Annotated in this window: 18 protein-coding genes and 1 tRNA gene; 11 read left to right on the top strand and 8 right to left on the bottom strand. The window is 66.2% G+C overall.

Annotation, left to right across the window (positions count from 1 at the left end; translation table 11 throughout):
- Positions 1-23: 23 nt before the first annotated feature.
- The 3 genes from AC0KXH_RS11745 to AC0KXH_RS11735 all read left to right on the top strand — a co-directional run bounded on the left by AC0KXH_RS11745 (position 24) and on the right by AC0KXH_RS11735 (position 5156).
- Positions 24-773 carry a spermidine synthase gene (locus AC0KXH_RS11745; protein ID WP_043220844.1) on the top strand — a complete coding sequence of 250 codons (750 nt, stop codon included), beginning with the start codon at positions 24-26 and terminating at the stop codon, positions 771-773.
- A 205-nt stretch (positions 774-978) separates the two neighbouring features.
- Entirely contained in the window at positions 979-3141 is a 2163-nt protein-coding gene (locus AC0KXH_RS11740; RefSeq protein ID WP_488224606.1) for a methyl-accepting chemotaxis protein, read from the top strand.
- A 338-nt stretch (positions 3142-3479) separates the two neighbouring features.
- Positions 3480-5156 carry a DEAD/DEAH box helicase gene (locus tag AC0KXH_RS11735; protein ID WP_041105730.1) on the top strand — a complete coding sequence of 559 codons (1677 nt, stop codon included), beginning with the start codon at positions 3480-3482 and terminating at the stop codon, positions 5154-5156.
- Between the two features lie 57 nt (positions 5157-5213).
- On the opposite strand, the gene AC0KXH_RS11730 is transcribed toward AC0KXH_RS11735, so the two are convergent.
- The gene (locus AC0KXH_RS11730) at positions 5214-6539 is read right to left on the bottom strand and encodes a DUF2254 domain-containing protein (protein ID WP_313305698.1); all 1326 of its coding nucleotides are present in this window, start codon (positions 6537-6539) and stop codon (positions 5214-5216) included.
- A 301-nt stretch (positions 6540-6840) separates the two neighbouring features.
- On the opposite strand from AC0KXH_RS11730, the gene acs reads away from it, so the two are divergent.
- Entirely contained in the window at positions 6841-8790 is a 1950-nt protein-coding gene (gene acs / locus AC0KXH_RS11725) for an acetate--CoA ligase (RefSeq protein ID WP_488223450.1), read from the top strand.
- A 31-nt stretch (positions 8791-8821) separates the two neighbouring features.
- Here acs and AC0KXH_RS11720 read toward each other — a convergent pair whose 3' ends face one another.
- Positions 8822-9916: a mechanosensitive ion channel family protein gene (locus AC0KXH_RS11720; protein WP_041105724.1), complete on the bottom strand. Its 1095-nt coding sequence runs from the start codon at positions 9914-9916 to the stop codon at positions 8822-8824.
- Between the two features lie 282 nt (positions 9917-10198).
- A complete protein-coding gene (locus AC0KXH_RS11715) occupies positions 10199-10561 on the bottom strand; it encodes a rhodanese-like domain-containing protein (protein WP_061339034.1) in 363 nt (120 codons plus the stop codon).
- Between the two features lie 365 nt (positions 10562-10926).
- Between AC0KXH_RS11715 and AC0KXH_RS11710 the strand changes: the two genes are divergently transcribed.
- Positions 10927-11388 (top strand): hypothetical protein, encoded by a 462-nt coding sequence (locus AC0KXH_RS11710; protein WP_312381018.1) that lies wholly within the window; start codon positions 10927-10929, stop codon positions 11386-11388.
- On the opposite strand, the gene mapR is transcribed toward AC0KXH_RS11710, so the two are convergent.
- Positions 11385-12815: a GntR family transcriptional regulator MpaR gene (mapR, locus tag AC0KXH_RS11705; RefSeq protein WP_488223449.1), complete on the bottom strand. Its 1431-nt coding sequence runs from the start codon at positions 12813-12815 to the stop codon at positions 11385-11387. The genes AC0KXH_RS11710 and mapR overlap by 4 nt on opposite strands.
- A gap of 61 nt (positions 12816-12876) precedes the next feature.
- The gene (gene ccoG, locus AC0KXH_RS11700) at positions 12877-14286 is read right to left on the bottom strand and encodes a cytochrome c oxidase accessory protein CcoG (protein WP_488223448.1); all 1410 of its coding nucleotides are present in this window, start codon (positions 14284-14286) and stop codon (positions 12877-12879) included.
- A 225-nt stretch (positions 14287-14511) separates the two neighbouring features.
- Between ccoG and AC0KXH_RS11695 the strand changes: the two genes are divergently transcribed.
- The 3 genes from AC0KXH_RS11695 (at position 14512) to AC0KXH_RS11685 (ending at position 15881) form a co-directional block, all read left to right on the top strand.
- On the top strand, positions 14512-14883 hold the full coding sequence (locus AC0KXH_RS11695) for a CidA/LrgA family protein (RefSeq protein ID WP_041104774.1): 372 nt from the start codon (positions 14512-14514) through the stop codon (positions 14881-14883).
- Positions 14880-15572, top strand: coding sequence for an LrgB family protein (locus tag AC0KXH_RS11690; RefSeq protein WP_165563152.1), 693 nt, complete (start codon positions 14880-14882; stop codon positions 15570-15572). The genes AC0KXH_RS11695 and AC0KXH_RS11690 overlap by 4 nt, the downstream gene beginning before the upstream one ends.
- A 93-nt stretch (positions 15573-15665) precedes the next feature.
- A complete protein-coding gene (locus tag AC0KXH_RS11685; protein WP_488223447.1) occupies positions 15666-15881 on the top strand; it encodes a hypothetical protein in 216 nt (71 codons plus the stop codon).
- Positions 15882-15939: 58 nt separating this feature from the next.
- Here AC0KXH_RS11685 and AC0KXH_RS11680 read toward each other — a convergent pair.
- Positions 15940-16029 (bottom strand) — tRNA-Ser (locus AC0KXH_RS11680).
- A gap of 286 nt (positions 16030-16315) precedes the next feature.
- On the opposite strand from AC0KXH_RS11680, the gene AC0KXH_RS11675 reads away from it, so the two are divergent.
- The 3 genes from AC0KXH_RS11675 to AC0KXH_RS11665 all read left to right on the top strand — a co-directional run bounded on the left by AC0KXH_RS11675 (position 16316) and on the right by AC0KXH_RS11665 (position 18685).
- Entirely contained in the window at positions 16316-17008 is a 693-nt protein-coding gene (locus AC0KXH_RS11675; protein WP_061339028.1) for a crotonase/enoyl-CoA hydratase family protein, read from the top strand.
- A 123-nt stretch (positions 17009-17131) separates the two neighbouring features.
- A complete protein-coding gene (locus AC0KXH_RS11670) occupies positions 17132-18352 on the top strand; it encodes an aspartate aminotransferase family protein (RefSeq protein ID WP_200628892.1) in 1221 nt (406 codons plus the stop codon).
- Between the two features lie 51 nt (positions 18353-18403).
- Positions 18404-18685, top strand: coding sequence for a hypothetical protein (locus AC0KXH_RS11665; protein ID WP_041104781.1), 282 nt, complete (start codon positions 18404-18406; stop codon positions 18683-18685).
- A gap of 10 nt (positions 18686-18695) precedes the next feature.
- Here AC0KXH_RS11665 and AC0KXH_RS11660 read toward each other — a convergent pair whose 3' ends face one another.
- Entirely contained in the window at positions 18696-19058 is a 363-nt protein-coding gene (locus AC0KXH_RS11660) for a YgaP-like transmembrane domain (RefSeq protein ID WP_061340533.1), read from the bottom strand.
- Between the two features lie 75 nt (positions 19059-19133).
- Positions 19134-21167, bottom strand: coding sequence for a S9 family peptidase (locus AC0KXH_RS11655; RefSeq protein WP_488223446.1), 2034 nt, complete (start codon positions 21165-21167; stop codon positions 19134-19136).
- Positions 21168-21298: the final 131 nt, after the last annotated feature.

Here is a 21298-nt window from a genome sequence, read left to right as displayed (position 1 = left end):
TGCGCGGTCTCGAGGAGAACCTGATGCACAGAGAAGAGCGGCTGCTGGCCGAGGTAACCGATGAATACGGCCTGATCCGCGTGCTCGAGGTGGGCGACTACCGCTTTCTCGAATTCGGCGCCGAGGTCGAGCAGAGCTGTGTATTCAGCGCCGATCCCGCCTGGCTCGAATACGACTACACGCGGGCCATGCTGCTTGGCGCGCTGGCTCACGAGGCACCGGAGACCGCGCTGTTTCTCGGGCTCGGTGCCGGCAGCCTGACCCAGGCCTGCCTGAAATACCTGCCGCTCGAGGATGTCGAGGCCATCGAGCTGCGTCCGGCCGTGGTGGAGCTGGCACGCAGCCATCTGGGCCTGGCCGATGATCCGCGACTGTACATCCGCGTCGGCGATGCGCTGCAGCTGCTCGACAGCGCGGAAACGGCGGACCTGATCTTTCTCGATCTCTACACCGATACGGGACCTGCCGCCGCGCACCTGGCCTGGGATTTCCTGCGTCGCTGCCAGGGCAAGCTCAATCCCGGCGGCTGGCTGGTGATCAATCAGTGGGGCACCTCGGAGAACAAGCCGCTTGGTGCGGCCTTGCTGCGTGGCCTGTTCCATCGCCACTACTGGGAATGCCCGGTCGCCGAAGGCAACGTGGTGCTGCTGGTGCCAGCCGAGCTGGAGCAATCCCTCGATCGGGCGCGCCTGCAGGCGCGTGTCGAGGCCCTGGCGCCGCGGCTCGGCTATTCGCTGCAGCCGCTGCTTGAGGTGCTGCGGCCGGCCAGCTGAGCTGCACCAGCCCGGGGCGCGCTTCGCTGAGCGCGTGCGACAGCTGCACATTTTCAGTGCGGCGTCTGCGCCAGGCCAGCGGACGCGAAGCGGAATCGTCGCGACGAGCCGGTAGCCGGAGGAGCTGGCCGACTAATTGCAAAGTGCCAGCTCTGTTTTCCGCGCAACCAGGAGCTCGCCAGTGCCCGACCTCAAAAGCCACCGTATGCATCTCTCGCCCGCCGAACGCGGCTGGCTGCCCTGGTTCGGGCGCAGCGGAAAGCTGGCGATGGGGTGGTCCTGCTGGCTCAATCGTGGTCGCTACGCCGGCGTCGAGCAGATCTTCGAGGGAATCGCCGAGACCCGGGTACGCTTGCTCCAGCAATGGGTGGCGGCGCATTGGGAGCATCTTGCCGACACCGTTGCCAGCTTCGGAGAGGAGGCCATACGCGCCGATGGCGCCTCGCTCGAGAGCAAGCGCGCACAGCTGCCGGACATCACCGAGTTGTTCGTGGTCGACACGAATGGCTGCGTGATGGCCTCGACCCGTACTGCGCAGGTCGGCACCCGGGTCGATGCGCGGGCCCTGGCTGCCGGGCTGCGCGCGCCGTTTCTGCATGGACCGTACCTTGACTCCGCAACCCTGGCGATGGGGCCGTCCACCTCGCGTTTCCATGATGCCGTGACGCTGATGTTCTACCAGCCACTGCAGGCGGGCGGGCAGACGCTTGGGTGCCTGTGCGCGCGGGTGCCGAACGACGTACTCGGCGACCTCATCCAGCGCGAGGCCGGACACATCTACCCGGAGTCCGGCGACAACTACCTGTTCATGGTCGAGTCGCGCTTCGACCGTGCGATCCAGCCGGGCACGGCACTGTCGCGCTCGCGCTTCGAGGATTCCACCTTCAGCCATGGCGAGAACCTCAAGAGCGGCGTGCATACGCGCTGGGGCACGGTGCGCGTGCAGGCGCATACCGAACTGGAGTTGCGTTTCACCGACCCGGCCACCGGCCAGCTGCATCCGGGTGTCCGCGAAACCATCGCCCAGGGCGAGAATCTTTTCGTCAGCTATCCGGGCTACTCGGACTACCGCCATATTCCCGTGGTCGGCAAGGGCGTGACCTTTCAACTGGCGGGTTCGCCCGATCGTTGGGGCATGATGTGCGAGGCGGACCTGGAGGAAGTCTATCGACGCCGCTCGCTGTCGGTCGGGCTGATGCGCACCTACCTGGTCACCGTTACCACGCTGTTCTGCCTGGGTACGCTGCTGCGCACCTTCAGCGGCCTGCCGGAGCTGGTGCTGACGCTCCTCGAAGCGGTACTGCTGCTCACCGGCGCCTCGGTGTTCGCCGCCTTCGGCCCGCGCCGGCTGGCAGCACGCATGCAGGCGCTGACCGACGTCATCCGCACGCTTGCAGAGGGCGAGGGCAATCTGCGCCAGCGCGTCGACGTGCAGCACCTGGCGCACGATGAAAGCGGCGAGCTGGGGCGCTGGCTGAACAGCTTCGTCGACAGCCTGGACACCGTGGTCGGCCAGGTGATCCACGTCTCGCAGCATGTGCGTCACGACAACGAGCAGATGCTCCGGCGCAGCGGTGAAGCGGGGCAGACCACGCGTGAGGTGGCCGACTCCGTTCACCAGCTCCTGGTGCTGGTCGAGCAGCAGCTCGGTGAGATCCAGCAGGCGTCGATGACCGCCGAAGAGATGAAGGCGGCCATGGACGATGTGGTTGCGCGCGCTCGCGAGCGCTTCGAGACGGTGCGGCAGGGCACCGAGTCGATTCGCGACGTGGTGTCGCGCTCGGCGCGCAGCGTCAAGCAACTCGACAGCCGCATGTCGGAGATCGACGAGATCGTCGGGCTGATCAGCGACATCACCACCCAGACCAACCTGCTGGCGCTCAATGCGGCCATCGAGGCGGCTCGTGCGGGCGAACACGGACGCGGCTTCGCGGTGGTGGCCGGCGAGGTGCGTTCGCTGGCCCAGCGTACCGCTGGCGCCGCCGAAGACATTCGCCACAAGGTCGAGAGCCTGCAGGCCGAGACCCGCCAGGCGGTGTCCTTCATGGAAGGCGGTGTGCAGGACGTCGACAGCAGCCTGAGGCTGACTGAGGAAGCCTCCTCGGAAAACCTGCACCTGCACCAGACGGTCGAGCGCATGTTCGAGATCATCAAGCAGCTCAACGAGCGCAGCCTGCACTACGGCCAGACCATTCGCGGTGTCGACCAGGCCTCGGGCGAGATGGGCCAGACCCTCGGCGTGCTGCAGGACAGCGCCGAGCGGGTTCGGCATACCGCGGGCAAGCTGCAGCAGCTGGTCGGCCGCTTCCGGGTCAGCGCCGCCAACGAGGCGCCAGACGAGCCTCGCCGCGACTCGTTTGGCTGCTAATCGCGCCGGCAGATAAGGGCCGGCGCCGGGGGCGTGCGGGTCGCCAGGGCGCGGCCGCTGCCTCCGGGGAGCGGCGTGACCGTTCAAGCAAAATACGCGCACAGCTTCGCGTTAATCCGGTATAGTACGCGCCGGCTGAAACCCAGCCTGCGTTCAGGTACTGCAACACACGAAGCGCTGCTTCGGCTGCTGTCCGCCCCGCGCGGACTATCCTTGACGATTCATCATCCATACGTTTTCGCAACCCCGCCGACCAGGCTGCCAGGGTGACCTTCGGGTTTTGCACGGCATGCGCAGCTTCGGAACATGGGTCTTGCGGAGCATCAGAGACAAGACCCATGACCCAGGAAATCGGCGGCTTTGCCGCACTCGGTATTCATTCCGCTGTTCTGGCTGCGATCAGCGCAGTCGGCTACGAAGAACCATCCCCCATTCAGGCCCAGGCGATCCCGGTGATCCTCGATGGCCACGACATGATCGGCCAGGCCCAGACCGGCACCGGCAAGACCGCGGCCTTCGCGCTGCCGATCCTGTCGAAGATCGACCCGGCCAAGCGTGAGCCGCAGGCGCTGATCCTCGCGCCGACCCGCGAGCTGGCGCTGCAGGTGGCCACCGCCTTCGAAACCTATTCCAAGCAGCTGCCGGGCGTCGGTGTCGTCGCCATCTACGGCGGCGCGCCCATGGGCCCGCAGCTCAAGGCGATCCGCCAGGGCGCGCAGATCATCGTCGCCACCCCGGGCCGTCTGGTCGACCACCTGAGCCGCAACAGCGAGCTGCTGTCGACCATCCGCTTCATGGTCCTCGACGAAGCGGACGAAATGCTCAAGCTCGGCTTCATGGACGACCTCGAAGTGATCTTCGAGGCGATGCCGGAAAGCCGTCAGAGCGTGCTGTTTTCCGCGACCTTGCCGCATTCGATCCGCGCGATCGCCGAAAAGCACTTGCGCGAGCCGAAGCACATCAAGATCGCCGCCAAGACCCAGACCGTCGCGCGCATCGAGCAGGCGCACCTGATGGTCCACGCCGACCAGAAGATCCCGGCGGTGCTGCGTCTGCTGGAGGTCGAGGATTTCGACGCACTGATCGCCTTCGTGCGCACCAAGCAGGCCACGCTGGACCTGGCCGCTGCGCTGGAAGCCAAGGGCTACAAGGCCGCTGCACTCAACGGCGACATCGCGCAGAACCAGCGTGAGCGGGTGATCGAGTCGCTCAAGGATGGCCGTCTGGACATCGTCGTGGCCACCGACGTCGCCGCCCGCGGCATCGACGTACCGCGCATCACCCACGTGTTCAACGTCGACATGCCGTACGATCCGGAATCCTACGTACACCGCATCGGTCGTACCGGCCGCGCCGGTCGCGAAGGCCGCGCGCTGCTGCTGGTCACTCCGCGCGAACGGCGCATGCTGCAGGTCATCGAGCGCGTCACCGGGCAGAAGGTTGCCGAGGCGCGTCTGCCCGATCCGCAGCAGGTGCTCGACGCCCGCATCCGCCGGCTGACCGAGAGCCTGACGCCGCTGGTCGCTGACGCCGAGGCCAGCCACGGTGAATTGCTCGACCGCTTGATCGCCGACATCGGCTGCACGCCGCGCGCGTTGGCCGCGGCGCTGCTGCGCAAGGCCACCAACGGCCAGGCGCTGACGCTCGCCGAGGTGCAGAAAGAGCAGCCATTGGTGCCGGTCGGCGGCCCGCGCGAGCGCTCCGAGCGCAGTGATCGTGGCGAGCGCTCCGAGCGTGGCGACCGCGAGCGTCGTGCGCCGATGCCGCTGGCCGAAGGTCGCGTGCGCTGCCGCACGCCGCTGGGCGCGCGCGACGGTATCGCGGCGCGCAATCTGCTGGGTGCCATCCTCAACGAAGGTGGCCTGGCACGCGATGCCATCGGCCGTATCCAGGTGCGCGACAGCTTCAGCCTGGTCGAGCTGCCGGAGGACGGCCTCGAGCGTCTGCTCGGCAAGCTGAAGGACACCCGCGTTGGCGGCAAGCAGCTCAAGCTGCGTCGTTATCGCGAAGACTGATCGGCGTCGCGCATCGGGAAAAGGCGAGCTTCGGCTCGCCTTTTTCGTTTCCGCGGTTCAGTGTTCGGGCTCCGGTGACAGCAGGCGGACCGGCGGCAGGCGCGGGCCGAGCTCGTTGAGGCGCTGCAGCGATTCGTTCACCACTCGGCGGTCGCGGGGGTTGCGCAGGTTGCTGTCGGCATCGCTGCGCAGCGCGCTGATTTCCGCGTGCAGCGCCTGCAGCTGCGCGGCGCTCTGCTCGCCATGGGCAGCGTTCTTCAGGCAGCGCAGCAGGGCAACGATCACCAGGGGGTCGTGGTTGCCGTAGGTGCGCAGCGGGCCGAGCATTTCCACCAGCAGGCGTTCGGTGCCCAGCTGTGGGTAGAACAGCCGCGGCCGGCCGTCTTCCAGGCAGCCGACGTCAAAGGCGGGCACACCGCCGAGTCGACCCAGAATCACGCCGAGCAGGTTGCACACGCGAATCGCCGTGCCCGGGTCGTTGATCGAGGGGCTGATCGCCTTGACGGCTACTTCGGTCATCTGGCGCATGGCGAACGAGACGTTGGACCGGGCGAATTCGTCGTCATGGAAATCGAAGCAGCTGAGCAGGGCATTGCACTGCTCCGCCTGCAGCGGCCTGCTCAGCTTGATCAGTGGATGCCCCTCGACGAGAAAGAAGCCGGGTTCGACCTGGATGACCGCCAACAGGTCGTGCTTTCGCAGCAGTTGCCCGAGTTGCCGCTCATTCACCCGGCGCAGGTAACCCGGCTGCCGGGCTCGCACGCACCACCAGTCGCTGTCGTCCGGCGGCAGCTGGAGTTCGCCCAGCCGCGCGACACGCGTGTCGAGCGCGTCGGTCGCCTCGCGATAAAGCTGGCGCACGACCCAGTCCGGCTGGATCGACTGCGACACCGAGCGGATGAACACCACGAACAGCACCATGCTGTTGAGGCCGGCCAGCAGGGCGAGCAGGGCGCCGAAGCTCGGGACGCTGCTCGGCTGGCTGGTGTTCACCTGGCTGATCATCAGCAGCAGGTAGAGGATGTTGCCCAGGTAGGCGCCAAGGATGACGCTGTTGCGCCTGTCGCTGATCAGCTGCGGCAGCACCCGCGGCGACAGGCGCGCGGCGGCGCCGTTGAGCACGACCATGACCATGGAGAAGGAAAACACCATCAGCGAGACGACCGCGGTGATCAGCGTGCCGAGGATCTCGCGCACATTGTCCGGGTCGCCCAGGCCCGCCGGCAGCGCAGGGCGCAAGCGGTCGGCGAGCGAACTGCCCTCGAACGCCAGCAGCGCGATGCCGAAGAGCAGATGCGCCGAGGCGATCAGCGCCGGGTAGAACGCGATGCTCTGATGGATGCGGTCGAGCAGGCGAAACAGGCGGTTCGTGGCAGGAGGCATGCCGGGCTCCGGAGGCGCGTGGTCTGCCGGATATCTGACCGCGATGCAGGGTCAAATACGCAATCTCGGCGATTTCGAACTAAAGGAGAGATGACACCCCGGCTCGCTTTGGCGAGCTGTCTGTCGGGCGCCGGTGGCCTTCGGCCTCCGTTGCGGTGCGGCGACCAGCGCCGTTATCTGCAGCGACGCCGCAGCTATCCGGTTGGCGCTTGCCGCACAGGCCTGTGGCAAGCGCTCGGGTTGATATGGGTACGCCTGAAGGACGCGGGGGTTCCAGCTGCAAGCAGACAGAGGTGATGCCATGAGTGCTGCATCCGTGTATCCCGTGCAACCGGAGGTGGCTGCCCGGTCGTTGACCGATGAAGCCACTTACAAGGCCTTGTATCAGCAGTCGGTGGTCAACCCGGAAGGGTTCTGGCGCGAGCAGGCGGCGCGTCTGGACTGGATCCGTCCGTTCAGCGAGGTCAAGCGAACCTCGTTCGACGACCACCATGTCTCGATCAAATGGTTTGCCGACGGCACGCTGAACGTCTCGGCCAATTGCCTGGATCGCCACCTGGCCGAACGTGGCGATCAGGTGGCGATCATCTGGGAAGGCGACGATCCCTCGGAGCACCGCGAGATCACCTACCGTGAGCTCCATCAGGAGGTCTGCAAGTTCGCCAATGCCCTGCGTGGCCAGGACGTGCATCGCGGCGATGTAGTGACGCTCTACATGCCGATGATCCCGGAGGCGGCCATCGCGATGCTGGCCTGCGCCCGCATCGGTGCCATCCACTCGGTGGTGTTCGGCGGTTTCTCGCCGGAGGCATTGGCCGGGCGCATCATCGACGGGCAGTCGAAGGTGGTGATCACCGCCGACGAAGGCATACGCGGCGGCAAGAAGGTCCCGCTCAAGGACAACGTCGACGAGGCGTTGACCAATCCGCGCACCCATTGCGTGCAGAAGATCATCGTGGTGCGGCGCACGGGGGAGCGGATCCGCTGGCACCCGCATCGCGACGTCTGCTACGACGATCTGATGCGGGTGGCCGGGGAAACCTGCGCGCCGAAGGAAATGGGCGCCGAGGAACCGCTGTTCATCCTCTACACCTCCGGTTCGACCGGTCGGCCCAAGGGCGTATTGCACACCTGCGGCGGCTACCTGCTATACGCCGCCCTGACACACGAGCGGGTATTCGACTATCGGCCCGGCGAAATCTACTGGTGCACCGCCGACATCGGCTGGATCACCGGCCACAGCTACCTGATCTACGGCCCACTGGCCAACGGCGCGACGACGCTGATGTACGAGGGGGTGCCCAATCATCCGGACGTCAGGCGCGTGGCGCAGATCATCGACAAGCACCGGGTCAACATCCTGTACACGGCGCCCACGGCGATTCGCGCGATGATGGCCGAGGGCGCTGCCGCGGTCGAAGGCGCCGACGGTTCGAGCCTGCGTCTGCTCGGCACGGTCGGCGAGCCGATCAATCCGGAGGCCTGGCACTGGTACCACGAGACCGTCGGCCAATCGCGCTGCCCGATCGTCGACACCTGGTGGCAGACCGAGACCGGCGGCATCCTCATCAGCCCGTTGCCGGGCGCCACTGCGCTGAAGCCGGGTTCGGCGACCCGGCCGTTCTTCGGCGTGGTGCCCGGGCTGGTGGACAACCTGGGCAATCTTCTCGAAGGGGCGACCGAAGGCAATCTGGTGATCCTCGATTCCTGGCCGGGCCAGGCGCGCACGCTGTACCGCGACCACGACCGCTTCGTCGATACCTACTTCAAGACCTTTCGCGGCATGTGCTTCACCGGCGACGGCGCCCGGCGCGACGAGGACGGCTATTACTGGATCACCGGGCGGGTCGACGACGTGCTGAACGTCTCCGGCCACCGGCTGGGCACCGCGGAGATCGAGAGCGCGATGGTCGCGCACCCGAAGGTGGCCGAAGCGGCTGTCGTCGGCGTGCCGCATGCAGTCAAGGGGCAGGCCATCTACGTGTTCGTGACGCTACTGGCGGGCATCGAGCCCAGCGAAGCGCTGCGTGACGAGCTGTGCCACTGGGTGCGCCAGGAGATCGGCCCGATCGCCATGCCGGATGTCATCCAGTGGGCGCCAGGGCTGCCGAAGACCCGTTCGGGCAAGATCATGCGCCGCATCCTGCGCAAGATCGCCACTGACGACTACGAGGCGCTGGGCGACATTTCGACCCTCTCAGAGCCGGGCGTGGTGCAACAGCTGATCGCCGATCGCAAGGCCATGGGGTGAGGCGACGCCGCCGCGACGGCGTCGCGCTGGCTCAGCCATTGGCCGCCGGCTTGGCTTCGGCCACGCCGGCGACGCTGAGCTCCGGCAGGCGGCCGCCGACGAATTCGACGCTGCGGGTCGGGAAGGCGAAGCTGACGCCCATCTCGCGCAGGCCGTCGAGCAGACCCAGGTTGATCTCCTGCTGGGCATCCATGTACTGGTTGTAGTCGGAAGTCTGCATGATGTAGACGACCTCGAAGGTCAGCTGGCTGTCATCGAAGGCAAGGAAGTGGGCGCGGTCGAACTTGGCCTGTTCGACCCCATCGATGATGCGCTTGACCAACTGGCCGATCTCCCGAACCTTGTCGCTCGGCGTGTCATAGGTGACGCCGAACTTGAAGACGATGCGCCGCGTGTTCATGCGCTTGTAGTTGTGCACGGTCTGCTGGAGCAGGTCGGCGTTGGAGCAGACGATCTGCTCGCCGCTCAGCGAGCGGATGCGCGTGCTCTTCAGACCGATGTGCTCGATGTTGCCGGCGACGTCGCCGAAAACGACGAAATCGCCGATCTCGAACGGCTTGTCGATGCCGATCGACAGCGAGGCGAACACGTCGCTGAGCAGCGTCTGCACGGCCAGGGCGATGGCGATACCGCCGACACCGAGGCTGGCGACCATCGCCGTGATGTTCACTCCGAGGTTGGCCAGGATCGACAGCAGCATCATGGTCCACACCACGATACGCAGCATGATGCCGATGATGGTGGTGGTGACCGGGTTGCGCGCCTTGCCGTCGCGGGTCAGGCTTTCCATCCACAGGCGAACGGCGGTGTCCATCCACAGGGCGATCTGAAAGGCCAGCGCGATGAACCAGCCATGCGCCATGGTCAGCTCCCAGCGCGGGGGTAGCTCGACCACCTTGAGGCCGATCAGCAGGGAAAAGGCGAACAGCAGCAGGTTGCTGGTGTGCTCGAGCATTTCTGCGGCGATGCCGCTGAATCCGCTGGTTGAACCATGGGCCAGCTTGCGCAGGCGCTTCTTGATCAGGGCCAGCGCGCTGCGCAGCACCCAGAAACTGACGAAGGTAACGGCCGCCACGATGGCGACGTCGATCCACAGGGTATTGTCCAGCAGAACTTCCCAATTCATTGCCTCGAACCTCCAGGGCGGCAAATGTGCCTAGGCACGGAAGGATTTGTCGGGAGCGCGCCTGCCCGAAGCCCGTTCAGGTCATGCGCAAGGCTGGGACGACCCCGAGCGGGGCCGGCCCAGGCTCAGGTTAGCCCATGGCAGGTGAGGTCAGTCGAACGTCAGGGCCTGCGCTGATGCGGCGCAAGCCCTGGCAAGGGAGAAACGCGCCCTGGGTTTTCGGGTCCGTCGGGGGCGATAAGTTCCATCGGCGGGGCGCCTGGGAACGGTGGCGCAGGTGCTTCAGTCGGCGTCGAAGGCCGGTAGCAGGTCGCTGTAGCCGCCGGCGTTGATCACCTGGCGATAGCCCATCGATTCCAGCACCTGCTGCGCCTCGCCGGCGCGCCGGCCGCTGCGGCAGTAGAGCACCACCGGGGCGTCCTTGTCCGGTGCGACCTCGGCGATGTGCGCGGAGAATTCGGAGGTTTCGAGGTTGACTGCGCCAGGCAGGGCGCCCTCGGCGAACTCTTCGGGCGTGCGAACGTCGATCAGCGTCGCATTGGGCTGCGTCAGGGCCTGCATGGCGGCTTCCCGATCGACGTCGCCGGCCATTGCCGACAGGTTCAGCAGGCTGGCGAGCAGGACGGCAAGTAGCACTTGGCGCATGGTGGTTACCTTATGGAACGCTCAGCCGAACAGGCGGCTGAGGTTGGGCAGAATCAGCACGACCGCAGTAGCCAGAAGTATAAGCGTCGCCTGCCTGAATTTCTTGTGTTTGAACATGGCTCAACCCTTTGTTGTTTTCGACGCTGCCGGCCGCTATGGGGCGGTTTTGAGCGCGCGGCGTCCGATTCGACGGGGGCCGTAGGTCCGCTCTCGCCAAAGCACGAAGTGGTCGAGCTGGGCCGTCTGCCGGAGGTTGTTGTCTTCAGGTCAGGCAAGTTCCGTACCGCCGAATGGCGCATGAGTGTCGCACTCCCCGCCGCTTGCTGTGGTCCACCGCCTACCAGCAACCCCTCGGAGGCGCCAGCATGATCAGACCCATCCATCTCCCGTTACTGCTTGTGGCGGCGGTCGCCGGCCAGGCCATCGCCCAGCAATCGCTGGAACAGGAACGCGACCGCATCGGTGAGGAACTGACGCAAAGCCGTGAGCAGACCGATCGCGACATCAACCGCATCCGCGAGGATGCGCTGGACCGGACCAACCGACTCGATGACGGGGCCCGTTCGACGCTTCCCGGGCAGCCCGGGCAGCCCGGGCGTGGCAGCGGCAGCACAGTGCGCCAGCCCGACCGGCCAGTAGCGCCGGCCACGCGCAGCGAACCCGGGCGACCGCTGACCACGCCTCAACCTCGCCCCGCTGGCGACGGCACGACGATTCCCGGCACGCCTGACGCCGGCACGGGCATGCCTTCGGGCAATGGCGGTGCGGCGTCCGGCGCCGGTGGTGCCAGCACGGGCGGGGCCATGGGTGGCGGCGCCGATCGCTAGCTGCCGCGCTGCGCCGGCCCCAGGGTGCGCAGGATGCGCCCCAGCACGGCCATGGCTTCCTCGCTCTGCGCCGTCCATGGGTGGCCATGGTTGAGCCGCGCGCAGTGGCCGAAACGGCGGCTCGCCGAAAAGATCGGCCCTGGCGCCAGGCTGATGCCTTGCGCCAGGGCGAGGCGGAAGAGCTGTAGCGAATCCACCTGCTCGGGGAACTCGAACCACAGGAAATAGCCGCCGGCCGGCCGGGTGACACGCGTCTGCTGCGGGAAATGCCGGGCGGCCGAGGCGAGCATGGCGCTTTGCTGCATCTCCAGCGTGTGGCGCAGGCGTCGCAGGTGGCGGTCGTAACCGCCGTGCTGCAGGTAGTCGGCGATGGCTGCCTGGGCTGGTACCGAGGGTGACAGGATGGTCATCAGCTTCAGCCGGCTGATCGATTCGGCGAATCGCCCCCCGGCGACCCAGCCGACCCGATAGCCGGGCGCCAGGCTCTTGGAAAACGAGCCGCAGTGCATCACCAGTCCCTCGCGGTCATGGCTCTTCACCGGCCGGGGCGGCTGCTTGCCGTAGTACAGCTCTGCATAGACGTCGTCCTCGATCAGCGGTACCTGATGCCGCTGAAGCAGAGCGTACAGCGCTTCCTTGTTCGCTTCGCTCATGCTCGCGCCGAGCGGATTCTGCAGGCTGCTCATGAACCAGCAGGCGCGAATCGGCAGCCGCTCGAGGCTGTCAGCCAATACCGCAAGGTCGATGCCCTCGCGCGGCTGCACCGGAATCTCCACTGCACGAAGCTCGAGGCGTTCGAGCACCTGCAGGCAGGCATAGAACGCCGGTGACTCGATCGCCACCAGATCGCCGGGCCGGGTGACGCTCTGCAGGCACAGGTTGAGCGCCTCCATCGCGCCGTTGGTGATCACCAGCTCGTCCATTGGCAGCAGCACGCCGCTGGTCATGTAGCGCAGGGCGATCTGCCGGCGCAGGTCGGGATTGCCGGCGGTCATGTCGGCAATGACTTCGTGCGGCGAAAGCGTGCGCAGGCCATGCGCCATGGAGCGCGCCAGGCGTGCCAGGGGAAACAGATCGGGGCTGGGAAAGGCCGAGCCGAAGGGCACCGTCTGCGGGTCTTTCAGCGAACCGAGTACCGAGAACACCAGTTCGCTGACATCCACTTCGGTGGCCTGCGCGGACAGGCTGCGCGGCTCCGGTTCGGGGAGGGGGCGCTGGGCATGCTCGCGAACGAAGTAGCCCGAGCGTGCCCGGGCCTGAATGAGCCCGCGATCCTCCAGCAGGTAGTAGGCCTGGAACACCGTCGACGGGCTCACGCCGTGCGAGCGACTGGCCTGGCGTACCGAGGGCACTCGTTCGCCCGCGGCGAGCACACCGCTGCGGATCAGTTCGGCTATTTCCTCGGCAAGTTTCTCGTAGCGCTTCATCGACGGTCTCTCGGGCAAGGCAGGCACACTCTACGTCGGCCGCCTGCCCTTGTGCATGGCCTCAGCGCGGCGGCGCGATAAAGGTGCTGTCGGTAACGGCGCGCTGCTCCGCCGCGCCGGTGGCGGCAACCTCGAAGTACAGGGTGCGCGTACTGCGTGGCGCAGGCTCACTGAGCTGGACGACGCTGACGGCCAGATCGCGGATTTCGCCCCCGGCCAGCGCGAGTTCGTCGGGCCCCTGCAGCGCCAGGCCGTCGGCTCCGCGCAGGGCGAGTCGGTAGCGCTGGGGGAGCTGCGACTTGTTGATGATCTTCAGGCTGTAGACGTTCTCGATCTGGCCGGCGGCGTTTTCGCGGAACAGACCGCGGTCACGGGTGACATCGAGCGATACCAGCGGCCGGTCGGCCAGCGCCCAGGCGAAGGCGCCGATCATCACTGCCAGGGCAGCCACGTAGCCGAGCAGGCGTGGCCGCAGCCAGCGCGTCCGGCCACCCGCCAGCTCGCGCTCCGAGCCGTAGCGCACCAGGCCTCGGGCATAGCCCAGCTTGTCCATCACCTCATCGCAGGCGTCGATGCAGGCAGCGCAGCCGATGCACTCGAGCTGCAGGCCGTCGCGGATGTCGATCCCGGTGGGGCATACCTGGACACACAGGGTGCAGTCGATGCAGTCGCCCAGACCCTGGGCGCGGGCGTCGCTGTCCTTGCGCCGCGCACCACGCGGTTCGCCGCGCGCGGCATCGTAGGCGATCGTCAGGGTGTCGCGGTCGAACATCACGCTCTGGAAGCGCGAGTAGGGGCACATGTCCCGGCAGACCTTCTCGCGCAGCCAACCGGCATTGAGGTAGGTCGCTGCCGTGAAGAACAGCACCCAGAATGCCGTGGAGCCGTCCAGCTGCAGCCTGGCCAGGTCCGCGACCAACGCGTGGATCGGCGTGAAGTAGCCGACGAAGGCCACCGCGGTGACGAGCGAGATGGCCAGCCATAACGCATGCCGTGCGGTGCGTCGGCCCAGCTTCTGGAACGACCAGGGCGCGGCATCGAGCTTCAGCCGCTGGCCGCGGTCGCCTTCGGTGATACGTTCGGCCCACATGAACAGCCAGGTCCAGACGCTTTGCGGGCAGGCGTAACCGCACCACACGCGACCGGCAAATACGGTAACGGCGAACAGGCCGAAGGCGCAGATGATCAGCAGCGCGGACAGCAGAACGAAATCCTGCGGCCAGAATGTCGCGCCGAAGATGTGGAACTTGCGTTCCGCCAGATCCCAGAGCACCGCCTGGCGTCCCTCCCAGTTCAGCCAGGCGGTGCCGAAGAACAGCGCCATCAGCGAACCCGCGCCGAGCAGGCGCAGGTTCCGGAAGCGGCCGCGAAAGCGGCGCGTGTGGATCGGCCCACCGGCCTGAGCCGGGGTCAGGCGCAAGGGACGGTGATCGAGCGTTTCAATCGCGCGGATGGGAATGCGGTCGTTCATGGGGCAGGTCCAACAGGCCGGTTCGGATGCGCCGCATCTTCCGGTAGCCGTGGTGTGCATAACAGACTCAGCTCCGTGTGCAAAAAGCAGATCAGATAGAGGGCGACTGGCTGATCGAAGAGCCTGATACGGTCTCTTCGAACGCAACTGATCCTGTCTCCGTCGCGCATGCATGCGGCATAGTCGCGGGTCGCGCATTCCGGGCCGGCTCTTGATGTCGGCTCGATGAAGAGGAGAACAGATGTGCTGAAAGGGCTTTTCGTGCTGGTGCTGTTACAAATTGCGGGGACGACGCTGAGCAGCCTGTGGCTGCCGATGCTGCCGGGCCCGATCGTCGGGCTGGTCCTGTTGCTGCTGGGGCTGGCGTTTCTCGGTGCAGTGCCCGAGTCCCTGCAGAAGGCGGCTTCCTTGCTGCTGCAGTACCTTCCGCTGATGCTGATGATCCATGCCGCGGGCATCATGACCAGCTACGAACTGTTGTTCGACGAGTTTGCCGTGGTGATTGTCGCGCTGCTGGCTTCGCTGCTGGTGACCATTCCGGTCTGCGGCTGGCTGCTGCAGTTTCTCGCGCGGCGGATGGGAGGTGAGCAGCCATGACGGCCTGGCACAGCTTCATCGGTCATCCGCTGTTTTCCGTGGGCCTGACGCTGCTGGCATTCCAGCTGGCCGTCGCGCTCTATCGTCGCTCGGGGTGGCTGCTCCTGCAGCCGGTGCTGGTCGGCATGTTGTTGATCGTCGCGGTGTTGGCGCTGTGTGGCATCGACTACCGCGACTATCGCCGCGACGCCGAGCCCATCGCCTGGCTGCTCGGCCCGGCGACAGTCGCCCTGGCCGTGCCGCTGCGCGAGAACCTCGCGCGCATTCGCCAGCTGTTCTGGCCCATCGTCATCACGCTGGCGGTCGCCGGGGTGCTCACGGTGCTGATCACGTTGCTGGTGTGCTGGTTGCTCGGCGCCAGCGATGCACTGTCCATGAGCCTGGCGCCAAAGTCGGTGACCATGCCCATCGCCATGCTGGTCGCCGACCAGCTGGGCGGCGTCGCGGCGCTGGCGGCAGTGATGGTCATGCTCACCGGCGTCATCGGTACGGTGCTCGGGCCGCCGCTGCTACGCCTGGCGCGGGTCGACCATCCTGCCGCGCGCGGCTTCAGCTATGGCATCAACGCCCACGCGATCGGCACCGCCCATGCGCTGCAGGAGAGCCGGGAATGCGGTGCTTTCGCCGCCCTGGCGATGAGTCTGCTGGGTGTCGCTACGGCGCTTTTGATGCCCTGGCTGTTGAGCTGACAGGTGCAGCGGGCCGTTCATGAGCCGGACGGGCGGCCGGAACGGCGGCCCGGCGGCGCTCTCGAAAGCTGAAACAGCGAGCGAGGAAGAACGATGGCCAGCGAAGACAGCAAGCAAGACCCGATCATTCCCGGCCGCCCCGAGCTGCCGGGGCGTGCGCGTACCGATCTCGAGCCGAGCGACGAAGCCGGGATAGACGAGCTTCCGGACAACGACGGCGCGCTCCCGCACGGGCGGCGGCGGAACGAGCAACTCCCCGATACCGACCCGGACAACGCCGAGCGCGATGGCGTCATCAACCCGCGCTGAATAAATGAAGGCGCAACGAAAAAGCCCCTGAGTCGCAAGACTCAGGGGCTTTTTTAACTGGCGGTGAGGAAGGGATTCGAACCCTTGATACGGTTTCCCGTATACACACTTTCCAGGCGTGCTCCTTCAACCACTCGGACACCTCACCGGATCTCAACGGGCGTGCTGTCCGTCGAGGCGCGCTAATTTAGCCGAAGGCTTTTCGAATGGCAAAAACTTTTTGAGTTTTTTCATGCATTTAAGCCGGCCGTCTTCGCGCAGGGCTTGACCGAGCGCCAGGCGCGGCAACTCTGCGGGAGTTCGCAGCGGTAGCGCTGGAACAGCGGCGAAATGCGGCAATCGGTGACCGAACGGTCAGTCAAGGCGCTTTACCGAGCGAGTTCCGGTGAGTAACGTCGGCGCACTTGCGTAAAAGACAAACAAAGGGATGGGGCATGAGTGAGCTGATTTCGTACCAATTCGACGATGGCGTTGCCACGCTGACGCTGGCCAACGGCAAGGTCAATGCGTTGTCACCGCAGATGTTCGAAGCGCTGAACGCGGCGTTCGATCGCGCCGAGCAGGATCGCGCCGTGGTGATCCTGACTGGCCAGCCGGGCATCCTCTCCGGTGGCTACGACCTGAAGGTAATGACCTCCAGCGCCGAAAACGCGATGAACCTGGTGGCGACCGGCTCGGCGTTCACCCGGCGCATGCTGGCCCACCCTTATCCGATCATCGTGGCCTGCCCGGGCCACGCCATCGCCAAAGGGGCCTTTCTGCTGCTGGCTGCAGACTACCGCATCGGTGTTGAGGGGCCATTCAACATCGGCCTGAACGAGGTGCAGATCGGCATGACCATGCACCATGCCGGTATCGAACTGGCCCGTGATCGCCTGGGCAAGGCCGCGTTCCAGCGCTCGGTCATCAACGGCGAGCTGTTCGATCCGCAGGGGGCCGTGCTGGCCGGGTTCCTCGATCGCGTCGTTTCCGCCGAGGCCTTGATGGAAACGGCACTGGCGGTGGCCGCCCAGCTGAAACGCATCAACATGGTGGCGCACAGGAATACCAAGCTGAAGGTGCGCAAAGCGCTGCTCGAGACGCTCGATCAGGCCATCGAGCTGGACAAGCAGCATTTCGGCGCCTGACAGCGAGTTTTTTTCTCGCGACCGCTCAAACGGGGCGGTCCTGCGTTTACACTGCGCCTTGTGACGCCCCGCCGCTGGCGGGGCGTTTTCTTTCCTAATTCCGACGCATCGCAGGAGAGCCCGATGTCCGCCCCGCATATCCCGGTTGAACGTGCCGATTTCGATCAGGTCATTGTTCCGAGCTTCGCCCCCGCCGCCTTCATTCCGGTGCGAGGCCAGGGGTCGCGAGTCTGGGACCAGAGCGGGCGAGAGCTGGTGGACTTCGCTGGTGGCATCGCGGTCAATGCCCTGGGGCATGCACACCCGGCGTTGGTTGCTGCGCTGACCGAGCAGGCCGGCAAGCTCTGGCACATCTCCAACATCTTCACCAATGAGCCGGCCCTGCGTCTGGCCAAGAAGCTGGTGGCAGCGACCTTCGCTGACCGCGCGTTCTTCTGCAACTCCGGAGCGGAGGCCAACGAGGCCGCCTTCAAGCTGGCCCGCCGCTATGCACATGACGTCTACGGGCCGCAGAAGTACGAGATCATCTCGGCGATCAACAGCTTTCATGGCCGTACGCTGTTCACCGTCACGGTAGGTGGGCAACCGAAGTACTCCGATGGTTTCGGGCCGAAGATCGAGGGCATCACCCACGTGCCCTACAACGATCTCGAGGCGCTGAGAGCGAAGATGTCCGAGCGCACCTGTGCGGTGGTGCTCGAGCCGATCCAGGGCGAAAGCGGGGTGCTGCCGGCCGATCAGGCCTACCTCGAGGGTGTGCGCGAGCTGTGCAACGAGCATGGCGCCTTGCTGATCTTCGACGAAGTACAGACCGGCATGGGCCGTACCGGCGACCTGTTTGCCTACATGCATTCGGGAGTGGTTCCGGACATCCTGACCAATGCCAAGAGCCTCGGCGGCGGTTTCCCGATCGGCGCGATGCTGACCACCCACGAGATCGCCGCGCACCTGAGCGTGGGCACCCACGGCACCACCTACGGGGGCAACCCGCTGGCCTGCGCGGTGGCCGAGACGGTGGTGGACATCGTCAATACGCCCGAGGTGCTGGAAGGCGTGAAGCAGCGTCATGCGCTGTTCCGCACGCGCCTCGAGGCGATCGGCGAGCGTTACGGCGTGTTCCGCCTGGTGCGTGGCCGCGGCCTGCTGATCGGCTGCGTCCTCAGCGACGCCTGGAAAGGCAAGGCGGCCGCCTTTTGCGCGGCGGCGGAACGGGAAGCGCTGATGATCCTGCAGGCCGGCCCCGACGTACTGCGCCTGGCGCCAAGCCTGATCATCGAGCAGGCCGACATCGACGAAGGCCTCGACCGCCTCGAGCGTGCCGTTGCCGCGCTGGTGCAGGCCTGACTCGTCCCGGGGGCGGCTTGCCGCCCCTCATTTCCAGAAGAGCGAATGTCCATGAGCGATAGCCTGCAACTGATTCTCGAAGACGTCGACGGTACCCAGTTGGTGACCTCCTGCACCCGTTTTGCCGTGATGTGGCAGGGGCGTGAGGTCTGGATCCAGCAGGTCGGTAATGGCCAGCTGATGATCGGAGTTGATGTCGAGGAGGGCGACACCGAATACGCCAACCTGCTGCTGCGCCCCTTGGCGACCAATCTGGTCAGCCTGCAGCTGGAGATGGAGCCAGTCGAGGGCGAGGACGACGAACACGTCCACGGCCCCGATTGCAACCACTGAAGCGCTGCGTTCAGGGGTTGGTCGGCGGACTGTCCAGCCCCTGATTGCCCGTCACCGTGACGGTCGACGTGGCTGCTTGCGCACTGCTGCGCAAGCGCTCGCGTTCGGCCGGCGTCTGCTCCAGCGGCATGTGGCTGGAATCAATCACCGCGTTCTGCGCCTGTTCGCCGACTTCCTGCAGCACGCGCTTGGCCTCGCAGCGGCCGCTGATACCGCGCGCCAGCGCCAGGGCGCCGATTCCCACCTGGAACAGGCCTCCAAGCCCCCCGTGGCGCAGACCTTTACCCAGAAGATACAGGCCGCCGGCCAGCGAGGCGGCGCGCTCCCAGCCATGGACGTTCTGCGCGGGTCGGTCGGAAGAGGTTCGGTTCATCGCATCAGCTCCTGAGGTGTCCTCAATGAGTGACTGCTGGCGGCGATCCCGGTTCGCCGCCGCAGGTCGGCTGCGTCAGCCGGCCATGCCGAACACCTTGAGCACGAAGGCGTACTCCAGCGCCACATCCTTGAGCGCCTGGTAGCGACCGCTCATGCCACCGTGACCTGCGCCGAACTCGGTCTTGAGCAGCAGCAGGTTGTCGTCGGTGCGGGTGGCGCGCAGCTTGGCAACCCACTTGGCGGCCTCCCAGTACTGCACGCGGCTGTCGTTGTAGCCGGCCACGGCCAGCAGTGGCGGATAGGCCTGGGCCCGGACATTTTCATAGGGCGCATAGGCCTTGATGCGCTCGTGCACCTCGGGCTGATTCGGGTCGCCCCATTCGTCGTACTCGGTCACGGTCAGCGGCAGGTCGGCATTGAGCATGGTGTTGAGCACGTCGACGAAGGGCACCTCGGCGATCGCCGCACCGAACAGCTCGGGACGCAGGTTGAGCACGGCACCGATCAGCAGGCCGCCGGCACTGCCGCCGCTGATGGCCAGGCGTGGCGATGTGGTGTAACCGTCGGCCAACAGCTGCTCGGCGCAGGCGATGAAGTCGTTGAAGGTGTTCGGCTTGTGCTCCAGCTTGCCGGCGCGGTACCAGGCTTCGCCGAGATCGCCGCCGCCACGCACATGCGCGATGGCGAAGACGAAACCGCGGTCGAGCAGCGACAGCCGCGCGTGTGAGAACCAGGGGTCCAGGCTATGGCCGTAGGCGCCGTAACCGTAGAGGTAGAGCGGTGCAGGCTCGCCAAAGCTGTCGCGGCGGCCGACCAGGCTGATGGGAATCTGCGTACCGTCCTGGGCAGTGGCCCAGATGCGCCGACTTTCATAGGCGTCCGCATCAAAGGGACCTTCCACCGGGGTCTCCTTGAGCACTTCCTGCGTGCCGTCGGCCAGGGTCAGCTGGCGGATCTGCGCCGGGCGATTCAGCGCCTCGTAGCGCAGGCGGATCACCGTGCTGGTGAATTCCAGCGAGTTCTGCACGTGCAGGCTGTAGGCCGCATCGGGCAACTGCAGGCGATAGGGCTGGACGCCCTGCGGCCGCACCTCGATCACCGGCAGGCCGCCTTCGCGCAGGGTCAGGGTGATCGCCTCGGCGTTCAGGCTGACATCCTCGAGCATCACCGCGTCGTCATGCGGGACCAGCTCCTGCCAGTGCTTGCGGCCTGGCTCGGCCTCGCTGGCGTGATAAAGGGCGAAGTTGATGCCCGCCTGGTTGCTGCGGATCAGCCAGCGCCACTGGCCCTCGTACAGGCCATGATCGGGGAAGTATTCGTGATCCTCCTGGCGCGCTGCCAGACAGGTCCAGCTGCCCTCCGGCTGGTCCGCCGACAGCACCCAGGCTTCGCTGGTGGTCTTGCTGTGGGAGAGGATGACCAGCTGGCGGTCGGAGCTGGCGCGGTAGCAATGCACGAAGAAGCGCCCGTCCGGGTCATGGAATACCGCGTGGCTGCCGGTTTCGCCCAGGCGATGGCGGTAGATCCTGTGTGGTCGGTGGGTCTCGTCCAGTTCGCCATAGAACAGGGTCTGGCTGTCGTTGGCCCAGGTCATGCTGCCGTCGCAGTTGTCGAAGGGCAGCTCGGTGACCGCGCCGCTGGCCAGGTCCTTGACGTACAGCCGGTAGATCTCGTCGCCTTCGCGGTCGAGGCTGTAGGCGAGCTTGCTGTGGTCCTGGCTGATGCTGAAGGCGCCCAGCGAAAGAAAGCCGCCACCGGCCAGCTCGTTGGGGTCGAGCAGCAGCTGTTCGGCGCTTTCATCGACGGTCAGCGAACCATCCAGCGGGCGCGGGCAGCGGTAGTGCCGCGGGTACTCGTCGCCTGCGGTGGTGCGCTGGTAGTACAGCCACGGCCCCCAGGGGGAGGGCAGCGATAGATCGGTTTCGCGGATGCGGCTCTTGATCTCCTGAAACAGCGCTTCACGCAGTTCGGCCTGATCGGCGAGCTGCTCTTCGAGGTAGGCGTTCTCCGCCTTGAGATAAGCGAGCACTTCCGGGGCGTCGCGTTTTTCCAGCCAGCGATAGGGATCGGTACCGGCGTCGGCGCGAGCGATGGGGGGACGGGACATGCTGGGCTCCGAGCAAAGAGGGCGGGCGCCAGAGGTCGGCGCATTGTGGCTGCAGTGTACCTGCTGGTCCCCCGATTGACCTGCGCCTGCCGGCTTTGTTTGCGCGCCCCAGGCGCGAATGATCGATGTAC

The sequence above is a fragment of the Stutzerimonas sp. CXK-1 genome, from assembly GCF_057738225.1.
Note: the sequence above shows the minus strand (reverse complement) of the source record. Positions and strands in the feature narration are given on the sequence as shown.

What these genes read in the sequence shown, in the direction of transcription:
- AC0KXH_RS11745 (WP_043220844.1), top strand. Translation starts at nt 24, where the DNA reads ATGCACAGAGAAGAGCGGCTGCTGGCCGAGGTAACCGATGAATACGGC.
- AC0KXH_RS11740 (WP_488224606.1), top strand. Translation starts at nt 979, where the DNA reads ATGCATCTCTCGCCCGCCGAACGCGGCTGGCTGCCCTGGTTCGGGCGC.
- AC0KXH_RS11735 (WP_041105730.1), top strand. Translation starts at nt 3,480, where the DNA reads ATGACCCAGGAAATCGGCGGCTTTGCCGCACTCGGTATTCATTCCGCT.
- AC0KXH_RS11730 (WP_313305698.1), bottom strand. Translation starts at nt 6,539, where the DNA reads ATGCCTCCTGCCACGAACCGCCTGTTTCGCCTGCTCGACCGCATCCAT.
- acs (WP_488223450.1), top strand. Translation starts at nt 6,841, where the DNA reads ATGAGTGCTGCATCCGTGTATCCCGTGCAACCGGAGGTGGCTGCCCGG.
- AC0KXH_RS11720 (WP_041105724.1), bottom strand. Translation starts at nt 9,916, where the DNA reads ATGAATTGGGAAGTTCTGCTGGACAATACCCTGTGGATCGACGTCGCC.
- AC0KXH_RS11715 (WP_061339034.1), bottom strand. Translation starts at nt 10,561, where the DNA reads ATGCGCCAAGTGCTACTTGCCGTCCTGCTCGCCAGCCTGCTGAACCTG.
- AC0KXH_RS11710 (WP_312381018.1), top strand. Translation starts at nt 10,927, where the DNA reads ATGATCAGACCCATCCATCTCCCGTTACTGCTTGTGGCGGCGGTCGCC.
- mapR (WP_488223449.1), bottom strand. Translation starts at nt 12,815, where the DNA reads ATGAAGCGCTACGAGAAACTTGCCGAGGAAATAGCCGAACTGATCCGC.
- ccoG (WP_488223448.1), bottom strand. Translation starts at nt 14,286, where the DNA reads ATGAACGACCGCATTCCCATCCGCGCGATTGAAACGCTCGATCACCGT.
- AC0KXH_RS11695 (WP_041104774.1), top strand. Translation starts at nt 14,512, where the DNA reads ATGAAGAGGAGAACAGATGTGCTGAAAGGGCTTTTCGTGCTGGTGCTG.
- AC0KXH_RS11690 (WP_165563152.1), top strand. Translation starts at nt 14,880, where the DNA reads ATGACGGCCTGGCACAGCTTCATCGGTCATCCGCTGTTTTCCGTGGGC.
- AC0KXH_RS11685 (WP_488223447.1), top strand. Translation starts at nt 15,666, where the DNA reads ATGGCCAGCGAAGACAGCAAGCAAGACCCGATCATTCCCGGCCGCCCC.
- AC0KXH_RS11675 (WP_061339028.1), top strand. Translation starts at nt 16,316, where the DNA reads ATGAGTGAGCTGATTTCGTACCAATTCGACGATGGCGTTGCCACGCTG.
- AC0KXH_RS11670 (WP_200628892.1), top strand. Translation starts at nt 17,132, where the DNA reads ATGTCCGCCCCGCATATCCCGGTTGAACGTGCCGATTTCGATCAGGTC.
- AC0KXH_RS11665 (WP_041104781.1), top strand. Translation starts at nt 18,404, where the DNA reads ATGAGCGATAGCCTGCAACTGATTCTCGAAGACGTCGACGGTACCCAG.
- AC0KXH_RS11660 (WP_061340533.1), bottom strand. Translation starts at nt 19,058, where the DNA reads ATGAACCGAACCTCTTCCGACCGACCCGCGCAGAACGTCCATGGCTGG.
- AC0KXH_RS11655 (WP_488223446.1), bottom strand. Translation starts at nt 21,167, where the DNA reads ATGTCCCGTCCCCCCATCGCTCGCGCCGACGCCGGTACCGATCCCTAT.